The following is a 16,888-nucleotide window of genomic DNA, read 5'->3' as shown; positions in this document are numbered from 1 at the left end:
TGGAGAGCGCCATTCGTCCCACTTGCCCAGACGGGGCGAACCCCGGCAGGCTTGGGGCCCCATGCCGACTTCCCCCCGTCCCCTGCCGCGCCCGGGGGACCCGCTCCGCGTCGCCTATCTCGTGTACCGCGGCAACCCGCACTGTGGCGGCCAGGGCGTCTACAGCCGGCACCTGACGAAGGAGCTGAGCGACCTCGGCCACACCGTCGAAGTGTTCGCGGGTCAGCCGTGGCCGGTGCTCGAGCCGCCCGTGAAGCTCAACGAGGTCGCCAGCCTCGACCTCTACCGCAAGGAGAACCCGTTCCGCACCCCGTGGCCGCACGAGGTGCGCACGCTGATCGACCTGCAGGAGTTCCTGCTCATGTGCACGGCCGGGTTCCCCGAGCCGTACACGTTCAGCCTGCGGGCGCGGAAGATGCTGCAGCGCCGGCGCCACGACTTCGACCTCGTGCACGACAACCAGTGCCTCGGCACCGGGCTGCTCGGCATGCTCGACGACGGCTGGCCGCTCGTGCACACGCTGCACCACCCGATCACCGTCGACCGCGACCTCGACCTCGCGGCCGCGACCAACTTCCATCGCCGGCTCACGCTGCGTCGCTGGTACGGGTTCCTCAACATGCAGATGCGCGTCGCGCGCAGCCTGCCGCGCCACCTCACGGTGTCGGAGAACTCGAAGAAGGACATCGTCAAGCAGATGGGCGTCGCCGAGGAGCGATTGCACATCGTGCCGGTCGGAGTCGACCAGACCCGCTTCCGTCCGATGCCGCACGTCGCGCGCGTGCCCGGTCGACTCATGACGACCGCGAGCGCCGACGTACCGCTCAAGGGGCTGACGTACCTCATCGACGCGCTCGCGAAGATCCGCACCGAGCGCCCCGACGCGCACCTCGTCGTCATCGGCAGCCCGCGCCACAAGAGCAAGATCCCCGCGCAGATCGAGCAGCTCGGCCTGACCAACTCGGTGCAGTTCGTGAGCGGCGTCTCCGACGAGCGCATCGTCGAGCTGTACGGCGAGGCCGAGATCGCGGTCGTGCCGTCGCTGTACGAAGGCTTCTCGCTCCCCGCGATCGAGGCGATGGCGTGCGGCACCGCGGTCGTGGCGACGACGGGCGGCGCGCTGCCCGAGGTCGTCGGCGAGCACGGCGTGAGCGGCATGCTCGTGCCGACCGCCGACCCGTCGGCCCTCGCGAACCAGATCGTCGACGTGCTGGAGCACCCGGAGCTGCGCGAGCGCATCGGCGAGGGCGGCCGGCGCCGCGTGCTCGACCGCTTCACCTGGCGCAAGACCGCCGAGGGCACGCAGGAGCACTACTGGCTCGAGCTCGAAGCGCACGCGCGCCGGCGACACGACGCCGAGGTCGCCGACGCCCGCCCCACCACGATCCGTCCCGACGACGACCGAGCATGCTGACCGTCGACTTCGACCGGCTCGGGCTGCAACGCGGCGAACGACTGCTCGACCTCGGATGCGGCGGTGGCCGTCACGCGTTCGAGGCGATGCGGCGAGGCGCACGGGTCACCGCGCTCGACGCCGCGGCCGCCGAGCTCAAGGACGTCGCCGCGGTCACCGGGGCGATGATCGAGAGCGCGGAGATCGGTCCCGAGTCGTACGCGGGTGTCGTGTGCGGCGACGCGCTCGACGTGCCGTTCCCCGACGCGACGTTCGATCGCATCATCGTCTCCGAAGTCCTCGAGCACATCTGGGACGACGAGCGCGCGATCGCCGAGCTCGTGCGCGTGCTGCGACCGGGCGGGCGGCTCGCGGTCACCGTGCCGACGCGCTGGCCCGAGCGCGTGAGCTGGGCGCTGAACTACCGCTACCACGACACGCCCGGCGGTCACGTGCGCATCTTCCGCCAGCGCGACCTCGAGCAGAAGCTCGAGCGCTCGGGCCTGTACCTGCGCGGCTCGCACCACGCGCACGCGCTGCACTCGCCCTACTGGTGGCTCAAGTGCATCTACGGCCTCGACAACACCGACGCCGCACCCGTGCGCAAGTACCACGACTTCCTCTGCCACATCATCGAGCACAACCCGCGCGGCGCGATCAAGCTCGAGCGCGCGCTCAACCCGGTGCTCGGCAAGAGCCTCGTCGTCTACACCGAGAAGGTGTCGCCCTCGATGGCGAAGTTCGGGAAGCGCAGCCTTGCCTAGGTACCCGCTCCCCGAGGTCCGTGACGTGATGAGCGCGGCGCAGGTCGCGCAGACGGTCGACGCGATCGCGTCGGTGCAGCTCCCCGACGGCAACATCCCGTGGACGCCGGGCGCGCACACCGATCCGTGGAACCTCGTCGAGGCCGCGATGGCGCTCGACGTCGGCGGGCGCCACGCCGACGCGCGTCGCGCGTTCGAGTGGCTGCGGCGCAAGCAGCGTCCCGACGGCGCGTGGCACGCGTATTACATGGGCGACGAGATCGAGGACTACGCGCTCGACACGAACGTCACCTGCTACATCGCCAACGGCGTGTGGCACCACTACCTCGCGACCGGCGACACCGCGTTTCTGGAGATGTTCTTCCCGATGGTCGAGCGCGCGATCGACTTCGCGCTCGACCACCAGCACGCGACCGGCGAGATCGAGTGGGACGCCGACCCCGAGCGCGTCGAGGGCAAGGGCGCGCTGCTGACCGGTTCGTCGAGCATCTGGTCGAGCCTGCGCTGCGCGATCGCGAGCGCAAGCCGCCTCGGACGCGAACGACCCGACTGGGAGCTGTCGCTCGGCTCGCTCGCGATCGCGATCGTGCACCGGCCCGAGATGTTCCTCGACAAGAACCGCTGGGCGATGGACTGGTACTACCCGCTGCTCTGCGGCGCGCTGCGCGGCCACGCCGCCCACGCGCGCATCGCGAGCCGGTGGGAGACGTTCGTCGCCGAGGGGCGCGGCGTGCGGTGCGTGTCCGATCAACCGTGGATCACCGCGGCCGAGACGTGCGAGGCCGCGATCGCGCTCGACGCGATCGGTCTGCACGAGCGCGCGCTCGACCTGTTCACGTGGATCCAGTTCCTGCGCGCCGACGACGGCGGCTACTGGACCGGTGCGAACTTCGAGCACGGCTTCGACGCCGGTTGGGAGCTGTTCCCGGTCGAGCAGCCGACGTGGAACTCCGCCGCGGTCGTGCTCGCGGCGAACGCGCTCGGCGGGCGCGGTCCGACGAGCGGACTGCTGCGCGGCGAGGGTCTTCCCGGCGGCCTCACGGCCGACGAGCTCATCGAGGCGGGCACCGAGATCGAGCTCGAGCGCAGCGCGCGTCGTCGCGACGAGCGCTGAGCGGTTCTCACTGGTCGGGCTCGCAAGCTCGCCCGACATGACGCGGGACGGGAGCAAGCCGGGTCGCCGGCTCGCTGCGCTCGCGGCTCGCTGACCCCTTCTCGTGCTCGGGCGAGCAAGCGCTGCTCAGCTCGCGCGCACCTTCACCATGCCGAGCGACTTCGCGGCGAACGGGTAGTCGGCGTTCTGGAAGACCGGGTCGGCATCGACGCCGAGCCAGTCGGTGAGGCCGTTCGCGAAGTACGCGCGGTAGTCGACACAGCGCGACGGGTCGAAGAGCTCGTTGCCGTTCGAGTCGAGTGCCGTGAGCGGATCCATCGTCCCGTAACGACGACCGCCCGCGATGCCGGTGCCGAACACGAGATGCGACGCGACCGTGCCGTGGTCGGCGCCACCGCCGTCGTCGTGCACGCGGCGACCGAACTCCGACGCGGTCATGAGCATCGCCCGGTCGGACGCACCGAGCGCCGACAACGTCGTGAGGAACGCGTCGACGGCCTGGTCGAGCTCCGCGTAGAGCGGCGCGAGCCGCGACACGAGCTGTGTGTGCGTGTCGAACGTGCCGAAGTTGTTCACGTAGATGACCTTCGGTGCGACGCCCGACGCGATGAGGTGCGCGGCCGTCACCATCTGGTCGACGAGTGGGTACGCGCTCCCCGCGTGTGCACGCGCGCCCTGCAGCGCGCCGTCGAGCTGGCTGCGTACGTCGACGGTCGACTGGATGCCGTCGAGGACCGCACCGTGCGCGGAACCCGTCGCACGCGCGCCCGCGGCCATGCCGCGCCACGCACTGAGGAAGCCGGCCATGTCGCGCGAGAGGGGCCACGGGAAGTCGGGGTCGAGACCGGCGGAGTCGGCGATCGTCGTCGAGTACGCGGCGTCGCCCATCATCGCCTGGCTCGCGATACCGATGGTGACGCCCGTCAGCGGGTTCGTCGTGCCGGTCGTGCCGTCGAGCACGCGGCCGAGCCAGCCCGAGTTCCCGAGCGTGTTCGGCCGCCCCGACCACCACGTCGCGAGCGAGTCGAAATGCGACAGGTCGGGGTTCGGGTAGCCGACACCGTGCACGATCGCGCAGCGGCCCGCCTTGTAGTGGCCCGCGATGCGCGTGAGCGCGGGGTGCAGGCCGATCGCCGAGTCGAGCGTCGTCGTCGGGCTCGGCTTGATCGCGACGTCGCCGCGCACCGAGCGGTACACGTTGTTCGTGTACGGCACGACCATGCTCAACGAGTCGTTGCCGCCCGACAGCTCGAGGACCACGAGCGTGCGGTTCGGCGCGAACCCGCCGAGCGAGCTCGGCGAGAGCACGGGATTGCCACCGGCCGCGCCGAGCGCGTCGGCGCGCTCGGGCGCCGCGACCTTCATGAGGTAGCCACCCGCGAGTGCGACCGTCGATGCCGCGCCGACACCCTGCAGGAAACCGCGCCGGCTCACGCCGCGCGGTTCGCTCGCGAGCACGTCGCCCACCGCGGCCGCGACCTGGTCGGCCTCGATGCGCCGGTCGGGAGCCTCTGCGGGCCGGTCGTCGGGCGCGAGCTCGACGATGCGCCGCGCGCGCACGCGCGCGGGCAGGAGGTCGTCGAGGTCGATGAGGTCGGTTTCGAGGGGTTCGACACGCACGAAGGCCATGAGACTCCGATCAGATGAGCGCGAGGACGGGCGGGTCGCTCCGCGGGCCGCCCGAGCCAGAGGCTGAGGCGTCAGGAGCGGCGAGCGAAGCGAGTGCGACCATGAACACCGATCAGATGAGCGCGAGGACGGGCGGGTCGCTCGGCGGGTCGCTCGAGCCAGAGGCTGAGGCGTCAGGAGCGGCGAGCGAAGCGAGTGCGACCATGAACACCGATCAGACCAGCTGGAACTCGGGGCTGCCGACGGCCATCGCCATGCGGCCTTGCGACGAGAGCTGACCGGTGACGGCGCTCGTCGTCGCGGGATCGACGTCGTACAGACCCAGTCGGTTCAGCACTTGCGTCGCGGTGCCGGACATCCCCGACGCCGTCATCTTCACGAGGTGCAGCGTGTCCATGAGCGAGGCGCTCGTCACGAGCAGCTGCCGCTTCTTCGGGTAGCCGGCCGGGTTCGGCGGGAAGAAGGGCCGGTAGTCCATGTCGGTCAACCACTGCGCGTAGTTGCCGATCCCGCCGAGGCGCGTCACGTCGGGCTGCTTGAGCGCCTGCATGACCGTGACGAGCTTCTCGAGCGGCGTGCGGATGCGCGTACGGATCGCGGCGTCCGAGACGAACGCCGGGTCGGTCACGATCGCGCGGACGAGCGTCATGATGTCGTAGCCGCTGTTGCGAAACGTCGCCGCGAGCGCGTCGGCCTTGTCGGCGCCGGCGTTGATGCCGACGAAGTACCGCCACATCTTGTTCGCGATGTGGTGCGCGGTCTGCGGCGCCGCGAGCAGCACCGTGAGCACGTCGTCCATGTCGGTGACGGCCTTGCCGAGGAAGGTCTGCGAGCCGCGCGCGTGCGTGTTCGCGTCGAAGTACGACGCGTACGGACCGACACCGCGCAGCGCCTTCGTGCTGTTGTTGATGCGCCAACCCGTGTTCGCGGTCGCGGCGGCGACGACGTCGGTCTGCGTGTAACTGCCCACGCCGACCGTGTGCAGCTCGAGCAGCTCTCGCGCGTAGTTCTCGTTGACGTGCCGGAACGTGTTCCATTCCTCGTCGAGGAACGACATCATCGCGGGATCGCGAGCGATCGCACGCAGCAGTGTGCCGAAGTTGCCCATCGCGTTCTTGCGGATCGTCTGCTGCTGCCGCATGAGCAGATAGATGCCGGGCATGCCCGCGCCGCCGCACGCGAAGTGGTCGTGCCAGAACCACGTGAGCCGCTCCTCGAGCAGTCGTGTGTTCGTGGCCATCTGGTGGAGCCACCACACCCACGGCGGCTCCCACTGGCGACCGTTCGACTTCATGCTCGCCGGGATCGCGGTCAGCGCCGACGGGACCGTGACGTAGCCCCGCTTCGCCAATTGCGATTCGACGAAGCCCGGGATGTCGGTGATCCCGGCCACGACATCGGGGTTCCCGCCGATGCCGAGGCGGCGCACGACGTGCGCCTTCCGCTCTTGTTCGCTCGCCAAGATGTCCCCCGTCCGCTCACCGGCGGCGCGCCACACGCACGGACGCACCGCGGGTCGACACACAGCTTCGGCCACGGAGCGTGGGAACTTGAACGATGTTGATTACTCAGTGCGTTCGAGCGTGCGCAGACTCCCCGTCACGCCCACGGGCTTCAGGCCGTCGGCGACCGCCCGCTGCCACACCTGGAAGGGCCCCCGACCACCGTCTTCGGGCCGTTCGAACACGTCGTGGATGGCCAGGATCCCGCCGGCACCCAGGTGTCGCGCCCAGCCCTCGTAGTCGGCCATCGCGATGGCCTCGGAGTGGCCGCCGTCGACGAACACGAACGCGAGCGGCGTCGCCCACACCGTCGCGATCGGCCCCGAATGACCGACCACGCCGACGACGTGCTGCTCGAGCCCGGCCGCTTCCATCGTGCGCCGGAAGAACGGCAACGTGTCCATGCGGCCGGTGCGCGAGTCGACGACCTCGCGGTCGTGGTGCTCCCAGCCCGCCTGGTTCTCCTCCGAGCCGCGGTGATGGTCGACGGTGAAGAGCACGGTGCCCGCTTCACGCGCGGCCGCGCCGAGATACACCGCCGACTTGCCGCAGTACGTGCCGACCTCGAGCAGCGGTGCGCCGACGCGGCGCGCGGCGGCGAGCGCGGCGTCGTGCAACGCGGCGCCCTCATCGTCGGGCATGAAACCCTTCGCGGCGCGCGCGACGTCGAGCAACTGCGCGTCGAGCATCAGTGGTTCAGATCCGCGCGACTTCGACGTGCCGGCCGAAGACGCCCGCAAGCGTGTCGCAGATCTCGCCGACCGTCGCGTACGCGTCGGCCGCGCCGAGCAGCGCGGGCATGAGGTTCGTCGTCGGCTCCGACGCGTCGTGGCGTACGCGCGCGAGCGCCGACTCGACGCGCGCGCCGTCGCGGTCGGCCTTCACCTTCGCGAGCCGGTCGAGCTGCTCCTGCTCGACTTCGGGACCGATTCGTAGCGTCGGCGGCGGCGGCTCGTCGTTGCCCTCGAGGAAGCCCGTGACGCCGACGACCACGTGGTCGCCGCGGTTGAGCTTCCGCTCGAGCTCGTACGCGCTGTCGGCGATCTCGCCCTGGAACCAGCCGTCCTCGACCGCGCGCAGGCAGCCCTCGAGCAGCGAGCCGTTGCCCATGTCGTCGAGGTGCGCGAACACTTCCTCGGCCTGCCGTTCCATCTCGTCGGTGAACGCCTCGACGTACCACGATCCACCCAGCGGATCGGCGACATTCGCGACGCGTGTCTCGTGCGCGATCACCTGCTGCGTACGCAACGCGATGCGCGCCGCGCGGTCGGTCGGCAGCGCAAGCGTCTCGTCCATCGAGTTGGTGTGCAGGCTCTGGGTGCCGCCCAGCACCCCGGCGAGCGCCTCGATCGCCGTGCGCACGATGTTCACCTCGGGCTGCTGCGCGGTGAGCGACACGCCCGCGGTCTGCGTGTGGAAGCGGAGCTGTTGCGCGCGCGGTGTCGTCGCGCCGTAACGGTCGCGCAGCCAACGGGCCCAGATGCGGCGCGCGGCGCGGTACTTCGCGATCTCCTCGAAGAAGTCGAGGTGCGCGTTGAAGAAGAACGAGAGGCGCGGCGCGAACGCGTCGACGTCGAGGCCGGCGTTGCGACCGAGCTCGACGTACGCGAAGCCGTTCGCGAGCGTGAACGCAAGCTCCTGCGCCGCGGTGCTCCCGGCTTCGCGGATGTGGTAGCCGGAGATCGAGATCGGGTGGAAACGCGGCATCTCCGCGGCGCAGAAGCGGATCGTGTCGGCGACGAGTCGCATCGACGGGCGGGGCGGGAAGATGAACTCCTTCTGCGCCTGGTACTCCTTCAAGATGTCGTTCTGGAGCGTGCCGCCGATCTGTGCGCGCGGCGTGCCCCCGCGCTCCGCGTTCGCGACGAACATCGCGAACACGATCGCGGCCGGACCGTTGATCGTCATCGACGTCGTGACCACGCCGAGGTCGATGCCGCGGTACAGATCCTCGACGTCGGCGAGCGTGTCGATCGCGACGCCGCACCTGCCGACCTCGCCGAGCGCGAGCTCGTCGTCGGAGTCGCGACCCATCAGCGTCGGCAGGTCGAACGCGGTCGACAACCCGTCGCCGCCCGCGTCGAGCAGCTCGTGGAAGCGCTGGTTCGTGTCGGGCGCGGTGCCGAAGCCCGCGAACATCCGCATCGTCCAGAGCTTCGAGCGGTACATCGACGCGTACGGCCCGCGCGTGTACGGGTACTGGCCGGGGAACGGACCCTCTTCAGGTCCGTAGACCGGGTCGACCTCGACACCCGAGAGGCTCGTGAAGTCGGCGGCGCGCGAGGGGGCGGCCGCGAAGGCCTCTCGCCACTCGTCGCGTGCACTCATCGTCTCGGCTCCCGGCGCCTGCGACGCGGGGCCGCTCGGGCCCCGCTCGCTCGCGTGGAGGAGCACACGCCACGGCGCGCCCTCGGAGGAACTCGCTCGCTCACGTCATCAGTCTTGCAGCCCCATCAGCGCGGTCACACCGTGGTCCCGACCCGCGGTGTAGCCCCCGTCGACGGGCATCGCGATGCCACTCACGAACGAGGCGTCGGACGAGATCAGGAAGGCGGCGACCGACGCGATCTCCTCGGGGCGGCCGAGACGCTTGAGCTTGTGCTCGCGCACGATGTCGCCCGCGACGTCCTCCATCCCCGCCTGCTTCACCACGCCGTCGAGCATCGGCGTCTCGATGAAGCCGGGACAGATCGCGTTCACGCGGATGCCCTTGCCGCCGTAGTCGATCGCGAGGTTCTTCGTGAGCAGGACGACGCCACCCTTCGACGCGTTGTACGCGCTCCCACCCGCGGTGCCTTCGAGCCCTTCGACGCTCGCGAGGTTCACGATCGACCCGCGCTCGTTGTCGGCGTCGCGCGGCTGCTCGAGCATCTGCGCGATCGCGTGCTTCGCGACGAGGAACGTGCCGGTGAGGTTGATGTCGATGACGCGTCGCCACTCCGCCTCGTCGACGAAATGCGCGGGACCGCCGCCGGCGACGCCGGCCGCGTTCACGACCGCGTCGAGGTGACCGTGCTCCTGCACGACCGCGCCGACGACGTCGCGTACCGCGCGCTCGTCGCGCACGTCACACGCCGCGAACGCGACGGCCCGGTCGTCGGTCACGTCGAGCGCGGCCGTCGGCGGGTTCAGGTCGACGCCGACGACCCGAGCACCCTCCCGCACGAACCGGGCCACGCAGGCCGCCCCGATGCCCGAGGCCGCGCCGGTCACGAGTGCCACCTTGCCGTCGAGCCGCATTCGTCCTCCCTGTACCGATTCGGGCCGGGAGACGATAGGTCTTTCGCCGCCTACGATGCCCCCGGTCGGTTCACCGTCCGTTCATCTGATCACCGTCGATCATCTCGAAGGAGCGCCGCAAGTGGAGACGCCGCAGCCGCCCGATCGCAACCTTGCGATGGAGCTCGTCCGGGTCACCGAGGCCGCCGCGCTGGCCGCCGGCCGGTGGATGGGACGGGGCGACAAGAACGCGGCCGACGGCGCGGCGGTCGACGCCATGCGCCTCGTGCTCAACAGCGTGTCGATGGACGGCGTCGTCGTCATCGGCGAGGGCGAGAAGGACGAAGCGCCCATGCTCTTCAACGGCGAGCAGATCGGTGACGGCTCCCCGCCCAAGGTCGACATCGCGGTCGACCCGCTCGAGGGCACGACGCTCACCGCGATGGGCCGCAACAACGCGATCTCGGTGATCGCGGTGGCGGAGCGGGGCACGATGTTCAATCCCGGTCCGTGCGTCTACATGGAGAAGATCGCCGCGGGTCCCGCAGCCGCCGACGCGATCGACATCAACGCCCCGGTGAAGGCGAACCTCGAAGCGGTCGCCAAGGCGCTGGGCGAGCGGGTTTCCGACGTCACCGCGGTCGTGCTCGATCGCGACCGTCACACCGACATCATCCGCGAGTGCCGCGAGGCGGGTGCGCGCATCAAGCTCATCCAGGACGGCGACGTCGCCGGCGCGCTCTCGGTCGTCTGGCGCAACTCCGGCATCGACGTGCTGTTCGGTGTCGGCGGCACGCCCGAGGGCGTGATCGCGGCGGCCGGCATCAAGTGCCTCGGTGGATCGATCCAGGGTCGCCTGTGGCCCCGCAACGACGACGAGCGCCGCGCCGCGCTCGACATGGGCTACGACCTCGACCGCGTGCTGTTCACCGACGACCTGGTGCGCGGCGACGACGTGTTCTTCGCGGCGACCGGCGTCACCGACGGCGATCTGCTGCGGGGCGTCCGCTACTTCGGCGACGGTGCCAGCACCGAGTCGCTCGTCATGCGGGGCAAGACCGGCACGATCCGCAAGATCGAAGCCACGCACCGCTGGCCCAAGCTCATGCGCTACTCCGCCATCCGCTTCGACGAGTAACTCTCGACCGACGGACTAGGAGCGGGCGACCTCGAGGCGGATCTGGGCGCGGGTGACGGCGGCGGCGGCGGCTTCGTCGTCGGGATCCGTGCGCAGCGCGGCCTCGGCGGTCTCCAACGCGGCCTGTGCACGCGCCGCGTCGATCCCGGTCGACGGCTCGGCGACGTCGGACAGCACGGTCACCCGATCGTCGGAGACCTCCACGAAGCCGCCGTGCACCGCGAACGTCACCTGACCGTGCTCCTGGATCACGCGCAGCGGCCAGTCGTCGAGCGCGCCGAGGAACGAGACGTGGCCGGTCAAGAACGCGATGTCGCCACCGCCCAGCGTGCGCGCGACGACCATGTCGGCGTCGCCGGTGAACAGGATCGCCTCCGGCGAGACGACCTCGACGGTGAGAGTCATGCCGTCATGACTCCTGCAGCGTCTTCGCCTTGGCGATCGCGGACTCCGCGCCGCCGACGTTGAAGAACGCCTGCTCGGGCAGGTGGTCGAGGTCGCCGTTCACGAGCTGCTCGAACGACTCGACGGTCTCGTCGACCGACACGTGGATGCCCTTCAGACCCGTGAACACCTCGCCCACGAAGAACGGCTGCGACAGGAACTTCTGGATCTTGCGGGCGCGGTCGACCGCGATCCGGTCGTCCTCGGAGAGCTCGTCGAGCCCGAGGATGGCGATGATGTCCTGGAGCTCCTTGTAGCGCTGGAGCACCTCCTGCACCCGCCGAGCCACGTTGTAGTGGCGGTCACCGACGATCTCGGGAGCGAGGATGTTCGACGTCGACGCGAGCGGGTCCACCGCGGGGTAGATGCCGAGCGACGCGACCTGGCGGGACAGCTCGGTCGTCGCGTCGAGGTGGGTGAACGTCGTGAACGGCGCGGGGTCGGTGTAGTCGTCGGCGGGCACGTAGACGGCCTGCAACGACGTGATCGACTTGCCCCGGGTCGACGTGATGCGCTCCTGCAGCTCGCCCATCTCGTCGGCGAGCGTCGGCTGGTAACCCACCGCGGAGGGCATCCGGCCGAGCAGCGTCGACACCTCCGAGCCCGCTTGCACGAAGCGGAAGATGTTGTCGACGAAGAGCAGCACGTCCTGGTTCTTCACGTCGCGGAAGTACTCGGCGACGGTGAGCGCGGCGAGCGCCACGCGCATGCGCACGCCCGGCGGCTCGTCCATCTGGCCGTACACGAGCGCGGCCTTGTCGATGACCCCCGACTCCTGCATCTCGATCCACATGTCGGTGCCTTCACGCGTGCGCTCACCGACGCCCGCGAACACCGACACGCCGCCGTGCTGCGACGCGACCCGGTTGATCATCTCCTGGATGATGACGGTCTTGCCGACGCCGGCGCCGCCGAAGAGGCCGATCTTGCCGCCCTGCACGTACGGCTCGAGCAGGTCGATGACCTTGATGCCGGTCTCGAACATCAACGCGCGCGGCTCGAGCGTGTCGAACGCGGGCGCGCTGCGGTGGATCTCCCAGCGGTCCTCGATGCCTTCCGGCACCACGCCGTCGGTGTCGAGCGGCTCGCCGATGACGTTCCACACGTGGCCGAGCGTGCCGTCGCCGACCGGCATCATGATGCCGTGGCCGAGGTTGCGCACCGCCTGGTTGCGCTTCAAGCCGTCGGTCGGCTTCATGCAGATGGCCCGCACGCGGCTGTCGCCGATCTGCTGCGCGACCTCGGCGGTGACGACGATGGTCTCGCCCTCGAGCTCGATGTCGACCTCGAGCGCGTGGTTGATCTCGGGCAGCGCGTCCGACGGGAACTCCACGTCGATGACCGGCCCCGCGATCGCGACGACGCGACCGTCCTTGAGCGTCGGCTCTGCGATGGTGGTCATGCCTGCTCCTCGATTCGGAGATGACGGGGGTGCTCACGGACGTCGTCGGCGCGGCCGGACCCGAGAGCCTCGGCGCCGCCGACGATCTCCATGATCTCGGTGGTGATCTGCTCCTGCCGGGCGCGGTTCATGACGCGGCTGAGGCTCGTGATGAGGTCGTCGGCGTTGTCGGTCGCCGCCTTCATCGCGCGCTGCCGCGCCGCGTGCTCCGACGCGGCCGCGTTCAGCAGTGCCGCGAAGATGCGCGACTCCGCGTAGCGCGGCAGCAGCGCGTCGAGGATCGCGTCGGGTCCGGGCTCGAACTCGTACGCCTCCTGCGGCTCGCCGGCTTCGTTCGTCGCCGCGGGCACGCCGGTCGGATGGGTCTCGAGCGGCATGAGGCGCTCGAGCACCACGGTCTGTGTGCCGGCCGAGATGAACTTCGTGTACACGAGCTGCACGATGTCGATCTCGCCGGCGAGGAACTTGCCCGTTACCGCCGCCGCGACCGCACGCGCGTTCTCGTAGCTCGGCTGGTCGCTGAAGCCGGTGAACGCGGCGTCGATGCGGTACTCGCGGTAGCGCAGGTAGCTCTCGACCTTGCGCCCGACCGCGACCAGCGCGTACCCGTGTCCGTCGCGCTGCTGCGCGGCGATGTCGAGCTCCGCGGCGCGCAGCACCGACGTGTTGTAACCGCCGCACAGGCCGCGGTCCGCGGCGATCACGATCTGGGCGACGGTCTTCACCTCGGCGCGCGGCGTCATCAACGGGCTCGAACCGCCCGCGCCCGCCTCGGCGAGGTGCTCGACGACGTTCGTGATGCCGTCGCTGTAGGGCTGCGCCGCGCGCACCGCCGCCTGGGCGCGCACGATCCGACTCGACGCGATGAGCTCCATCGCGCGGGTGATCTTCTTCGTGCTCTGCACGCTCCGGATCCTGCGGCGCAGGATCCTCTCTTGCCCTGCCATGCCTATGCGCTCACTCTGCTCATTCGCTCGCGACGTCGCCCGCTCCCCTTCGGGTCGCGGACTCGGTCGCTCGCTCGCGAGCTCGACGCCTCGCTCCGCTCGGCGCCTTCGCCGCGCGTGTCCACACCGGGCGAGCGCAGCGGAAGCGAAGCGAGCTCGCCGGAGCCACGAGCGACCGCGATGCGGGTATCCCGCCGAGCAGCGAGAGCGACCATGAGCATCAAGCGGCGCCGGCCGTGGTGGCGTCGCTGGCAACGAAGCGGGCCTTGAAGTCGGTGACCGCGTCCGCGAGCGCGCTGCCTTCGGGCACCGCGCCGCTCGTGCGGATCGTCGCGAGCAGGTTGGCGTGCGGACCGCGGAAGTAATCGAGCATCTCCGACTCGAAGCGCTTCACGTCGCCGACCGGGATGTCGTCGAGGTAGCCGTTCGTGCCCGCGTAGATCGACACGACCTGCTCCTCCACCGGCATCGGCGAGTTCAGCGGCTGCTTCAGCAGCTCCACGAGCCGGTACCCGCGCTCGAGCTGCGCCTTCGACACCGCGTCGAGCTCGGAGCCGAACGTCGCGAACGCCTCGAGCTCGCGGAACTGCGCGAGGTCGAGCTTCAGCGTGCCCGCGACCGACTTCATGGCCTTGATCTGCGCGGCGCTGCCGACGCGCGACACCGAGATGCCGACGTCGATCGCGGGGCGCACGCCCGACTTGAACAGGTCGTCGACGAGGTAGATCTGGCCGTCGGTGATCGAGATGACGTTCGTCGGGATGTACGCCGACACGTCACCGGCCTTCGTCTCGATCACGGGCAGTGCGGTGAGCGAACCGGCGCCGAGGGCGTCGGAGAGCTTCGCGGCGCGCTCGAGGAGACGGCTGTGGAGATAGAAGACGTCGCCGGGGTAGGCCTCGCGGCCCGGCGGGCGGCGCAGCAGCAGCGAGATCTGGCGGTACGCCTCGGCCTGCTTCGACAGGTCGTCGTACACGACGAGCGCGTGCTGGCCGTGCTCCATCCAGTGCTGACCGATCGCGCAGCCCGAGTACGGCGCGAGGTACTTGAACACCGCCTCGTCGGCGGCCGGCGCGTTCACGACGACCGTGTACTCCATCGCGCCCGCGGCGGCGAGGGTCGCGACGGTCTGCGCGACCGTCGAGCCCTTCTGCCCGATCGCGACGTAGATGCACTTCACGCCCTGACCCTTCTGGTTCAGGATCGTGTCGATCGCGACCGTGGTCTTGCCGGTCTTGCGGTCGCCGATGATGAGCTCGCGCTGGCCGCGCCCGACGGGCGTCATCGCGTCGATGGCCTTGATCCCGGTCTGCAGCGGCTCGCCGACGGGTTGGCGGCCGACGATGCCGGGCGCCTGCACCTCGAGGCGGCGCAGCTCCGTCGACGCGATGGGGCCCTTGCCGTCGATGGGAAGACCGAGCGCGTTCACGACGCGGCCGACCATGCCCTCGCCGACGGGCACCGAGAGGATGCGCCCGGTCGCCTTGACCGACTGGCCCTCTTCGATCTCGTCGACCGTGCCGAGCACCACCGCGCCGATCGAGTCCTCGTCGAGGTTGAGAGCGAGTCCGAGCACGCCGCCCTCGAACTCGAGCAGCTCGTTGACGGCCGCGCCGGGCAGACCCTGCACCCGCGCGACGCCGTCGGCGACCTCGAGCACCCGTCCGACGCGCTCCTGCTCGACGTTGGGCTTGAAGTCCTCGACGTGCTTGCGCAGCGCCTCGGCGATGTCGTCGGAATTGAGCGTGAAGTCCGTCATCAGATGTGTTCCTTCAGCTGGGCCAGCCGGCGGCGGACGGTGCCGTCGATGACGGTGTCGCCGATACGGGCGACGATCCCACCGAGCACGTCCTCGTCGACGATGACCTTGACCTCGACCTGCTTGCCGGTCGCCGCCGACAACGCGGCGGCCAACCGCTCCTGCTGCTTCGCGTCGAGCGCCACCGCGCTGCGCACCTCGGCGACCTCGTGCGCCCGGTGACCGGCGGCGATCTCGATGAACCGGTCGACGATCGCCGGTAGCTCCGAGACCCGACCGATCGAGACGAGGAACGACACGACCGCCGCGGTGCTCTCCAGCGCGCGGTGCGCGAGCAGGTCCTCGATCACGCTCTGCCGGACCGCGACCGCGATCGAGCGGTCGGACAGCCTCGCGCGCAGCTCGTCGTTGCTCTCGAACGCGCGCGCGAAACGGAACAGCTCCTCCTCGGTGTCGCTGAGGTGGCCCTCCGCCTCGACGATCCCGAAGATCGCCCGGGCGTACGCCTCGATGCGGTCCGCCGACGCCATCGTCAGTTGCTCCCCACCGAGTCGATGTAGTTGTTGATCAGCGCGAGCTGCGTGTCACGGTCGAGGCTGCGCTCGACGATCTTCTCCGCGAGCTCGATCGACAGGTCGGAGACCCGACCGCGCAGGTCGGCCATCGCGCGATCACCGGCGACGCGCGCGTCCTCCTGCGCGCGAGCGCGGACCTCGGCCGCGTCGGCCTCGGCGCGCGCGATCAGGTCGCGCCGCACACCGTCGGCCGACTGCCGGGCCTCGTCGATGATGCGTCCCGCCTCCGCACGCGCGTCCGCGAGCTGCGCGCGGTACTCCGCGAGCACACCCTCGGCCTCGCCCTTTGCACCCTCGGCCTGCTCGAGGTCGCCGCGGATGCGGTCCTCGCGGGCCTTCATCGACTTCGTCACCGCCGGGTAGCCGAACTTCCAGAAGATGCCGAGCAGCAGGAGGAACGAGATCGAGCCCCAGACGAGCTCCGAGTTCTCCGGCTTCAGTGGGCTGTCGGCCTGCTGGCAGTCGTCGACGTCGAGGCCGTTGTGCAGCTTCTCGGCGCACTCCTTGTCGAACTTGTTCGCGTACGGCGACGTGGCCGCGTGCGCCGTTCCCGCCATGACACCAACGGTCGCGAACGTGAGGCACGCCGCGGCGATCAGTCTCCGGACACGCATGGTTGAGCTCCTGATACCGGTTGATCGGGGCTTACTTGAGGATGAAGGCGAGCACGAACCCGAAGAGCGCGAGCGCCTCGGTGAACGCGATGCCGAGGAACATCGTCGTACGGACGGTGCCGGCCGACTCGGGCTGGCGCGCCATCGCGGTGATGGCGTTACCAACGACGAGACCGATACCGATGCCGGGGCCGATAGCCGCGGCGCCGTAGACGATGCCGCGACCGACAGCCTGCAAACCGGCCGTGTTGTCGGTGACAGCCGCAGCTGCGAGAAGGTGGAGCAAGGTTCCTCCCTAGTGCTCGGGATGCATCGTGCCGCCGATGTAGACGGCCGTCAGGATCGTGAAGATGAAGGCCTGCAGGAAGCTCACGAGGACTTCGAATCC

16 protein-coding genes are annotated in these 16,888 nt (G+C 70.0%); 4 read left to right on the top strand and 12 right to left on the bottom strand.

Annotated features, from left to right (window positions below):
* The first annotated feature begins 61 nt into the window (after positions 1–61).
* Genes VH914_21725 through VH914_21715 form a run of 3 tightly spaced genes read left to right on the top strand, consistent with a single transcriptional unit; the run spans position 62 to position 3,271 of the window.
* Positions 62–1,414 carry a glycosyltransferase family 4 protein gene (locus VH914_21725; GenBank protein ID HEX4493836.1) on the top strand — a complete coding sequence of 451 codons (1,353 nt, stop codon included), beginning with the start codon at positions 62–64 and terminating at the stop codon, positions 1,412–1,414.
* Positions 1,408–2,157, top strand: a complete 750-nt coding sequence (locus VH914_21720) for a class I SAM-dependent methyltransferase (GenBank protein ID HEX4493835.1) — start codon at positions 1,408–1,410, stop codon at positions 2,155–2,157. Before VH914_21725 ends, VH914_21720 begins: the two co-directional genes overlap by 7 nt.
* A 28-nt stretch (positions 2,158–2,185) precedes the next feature.
* Positions 2,186–3,271, top strand: coding sequence for a prenyltransferase (locus VH914_21715; GenBank protein HEX4493834.1), 1,086 nt, complete (start codon positions 2,186–2,188; stop codon positions 3,269–3,271).
* A gap of 126 nt (positions 3,272–3,397) precedes the next feature.
* Here the strand turns inward: VH914_21715 and VH914_21710 are convergent, their stop codons facing one another.
* The 5 genes from VH914_21710 to VH914_21690 all read right to left on the bottom strand — a co-directional run bounded on the left by VH914_21710 (position 3,398) and on the right by VH914_21690 (position 9,642).
* A complete protein-coding gene (locus tag VH914_21710) occupies positions 3,398–4,891 on the bottom strand; it encodes a DUF1501 domain-containing protein (protein HEX4493833.1) in 1,494 nt (497 codons plus the stop codon).
* A gap of 223 nt (positions 4,892–5,114) precedes the next feature.
* Positions 5,115–6,362: a DUF1800 domain-containing protein gene (locus VH914_21705; GenBank protein HEX4493832.1), complete on the bottom strand. Its 1,248-nt coding sequence runs from the start codon at positions 6,360–6,362 to the stop codon at positions 5,115–5,117.
* 102 nt (positions 6,363–6,464) lie between these two features.
* The gene (locus VH914_21700) at positions 6,465–7,091 is read right to left on the bottom strand and encodes a class I SAM-dependent methyltransferase (GenBank protein ID HEX4493831.1); all 627 of its coding nucleotides are present in this window, start codon (positions 7,089–7,091) and stop codon (positions 6,465–6,467) included.
* A gap of 7 nt (positions 7,092–7,098) precedes the next feature.
* Entirely contained in the window at positions 7,099–8,730 is a 1,632-nt protein-coding gene (locus tag VH914_21695; protein HEX4493830.1) for a methylmalonyl-CoA mutase family protein, read from the bottom strand.
* 108 nt (positions 8,731–8,838) lie between these two features.
* Positions 8,839–9,642 carry an SDR family NAD(P)-dependent oxidoreductase gene (locus VH914_21690; GenBank protein ID HEX4493829.1) on the bottom strand — a complete coding sequence of 268 codons (804 nt, stop codon included), beginning with the start codon at positions 9,640–9,642 and terminating at the stop codon, positions 8,839–8,841.
* 157 nt (positions 9,643–9,799) lie between these two features.
* On the opposite strand from VH914_21690, the gene glpX reads away from it, so the two are divergent.
* Positions 9,800–10,759, top strand: coding sequence for a class II fructose-bisphosphatase (gene glpX / locus VH914_21685; protein ID HEX4493828.1), 960 nt, complete (start codon positions 9,800–9,802; stop codon positions 10,757–10,759).
* 15 nt (positions 10,760–10,774) lie between these two features.
* On the opposite strand, the gene atpC is transcribed toward glpX, so the two are convergent.
* The 7 genes from atpC to atpE form a co-directional block, all read right to left on the bottom strand.
* Positions 10,775–11,164 carry an ATP synthase F1 subunit epsilon gene (gene atpC / locus VH914_21680; GenBank protein ID HEX4493827.1) on the bottom strand — a complete coding sequence of 130 codons (390 nt, stop codon included), beginning with the start codon at positions 11,162–11,164 and terminating at the stop codon, positions 10,775–10,777.
* A gap of 4 nt (positions 11,165–11,168) precedes the next feature.
* The gene (gene atpD / locus VH914_21675; GenBank protein ID HEX4493826.1) at positions 11,169–12,605 is read right to left on the bottom strand and encodes a F0F1 ATP synthase subunit beta; all 1,437 of its coding nucleotides are present in this window, start codon (positions 12,603–12,605) and stop codon (positions 11,169–11,171) included.
* Positions 12,602–13,552, bottom strand: coding sequence for a F0F1 ATP synthase subunit gamma (locus tag VH914_21670; protein ID HEX4493825.1), 951 nt, complete (start codon positions 13,550–13,552; stop codon positions 12,602–12,604). The genes atpD and VH914_21670 overlap by 4 nt, the downstream gene beginning before the upstream one ends.
* 220 nt (positions 13,553–13,772) lie before the next feature.
* Positions 13,773–15,311, bottom strand: coding sequence for a F0F1 ATP synthase subunit alpha (gene atpA, locus VH914_21665; GenBank protein ID HEX4493824.1), 1,539 nt, complete (start codon positions 15,309–15,311; stop codon positions 13,773–13,775).
* Positions 15,311–15,841 carry an ATP synthase F1 subunit delta gene (gene atpH, locus VH914_21660; GenBank protein ID HEX4493823.1) on the bottom strand — a complete coding sequence of 177 codons (531 nt, stop codon included), beginning with the start codon at positions 15,839–15,841 and terminating at the stop codon, positions 15,311–15,313. The genes atpA and atpH overlap by 1 nt, the downstream gene beginning before the upstream one ends.
* 2 nt (positions 15,842–15,843) lie before the next feature.
* Positions 15,844–16,500: a F0F1 ATP synthase subunit B gene (gene atpF / locus VH914_21655; protein ID HEX4493822.1), complete on the bottom strand. Its 657-nt coding sequence runs from the start codon at positions 16,498–16,500 to the stop codon at positions 15,844–15,846.
* A gap of 31 nt (positions 16,501–16,531) precedes the next feature.
* On the bottom strand, positions 16,532–16,738 hold the full coding sequence (gene atpE, locus VH914_21650; protein HEX4493821.1) for an ATP synthase F0 subunit C: 207 nt from the start codon (positions 16,736–16,738) through the stop codon (positions 16,532–16,534).
* Between the last annotated feature and the right edge of the window lie 150 nt (positions 16,739–16,888).

This window comes from Acidimicrobiia bacterium (assembly GCA_036271555.1).
Classification (GTDB): Bacteria; Actinomycetota; Acidimicrobiia; order IMCC26256; family PALSA-610; genus DATBAK01.
This window is presented reverse-complemented; position numbering and strand designations above follow the sequence as displayed.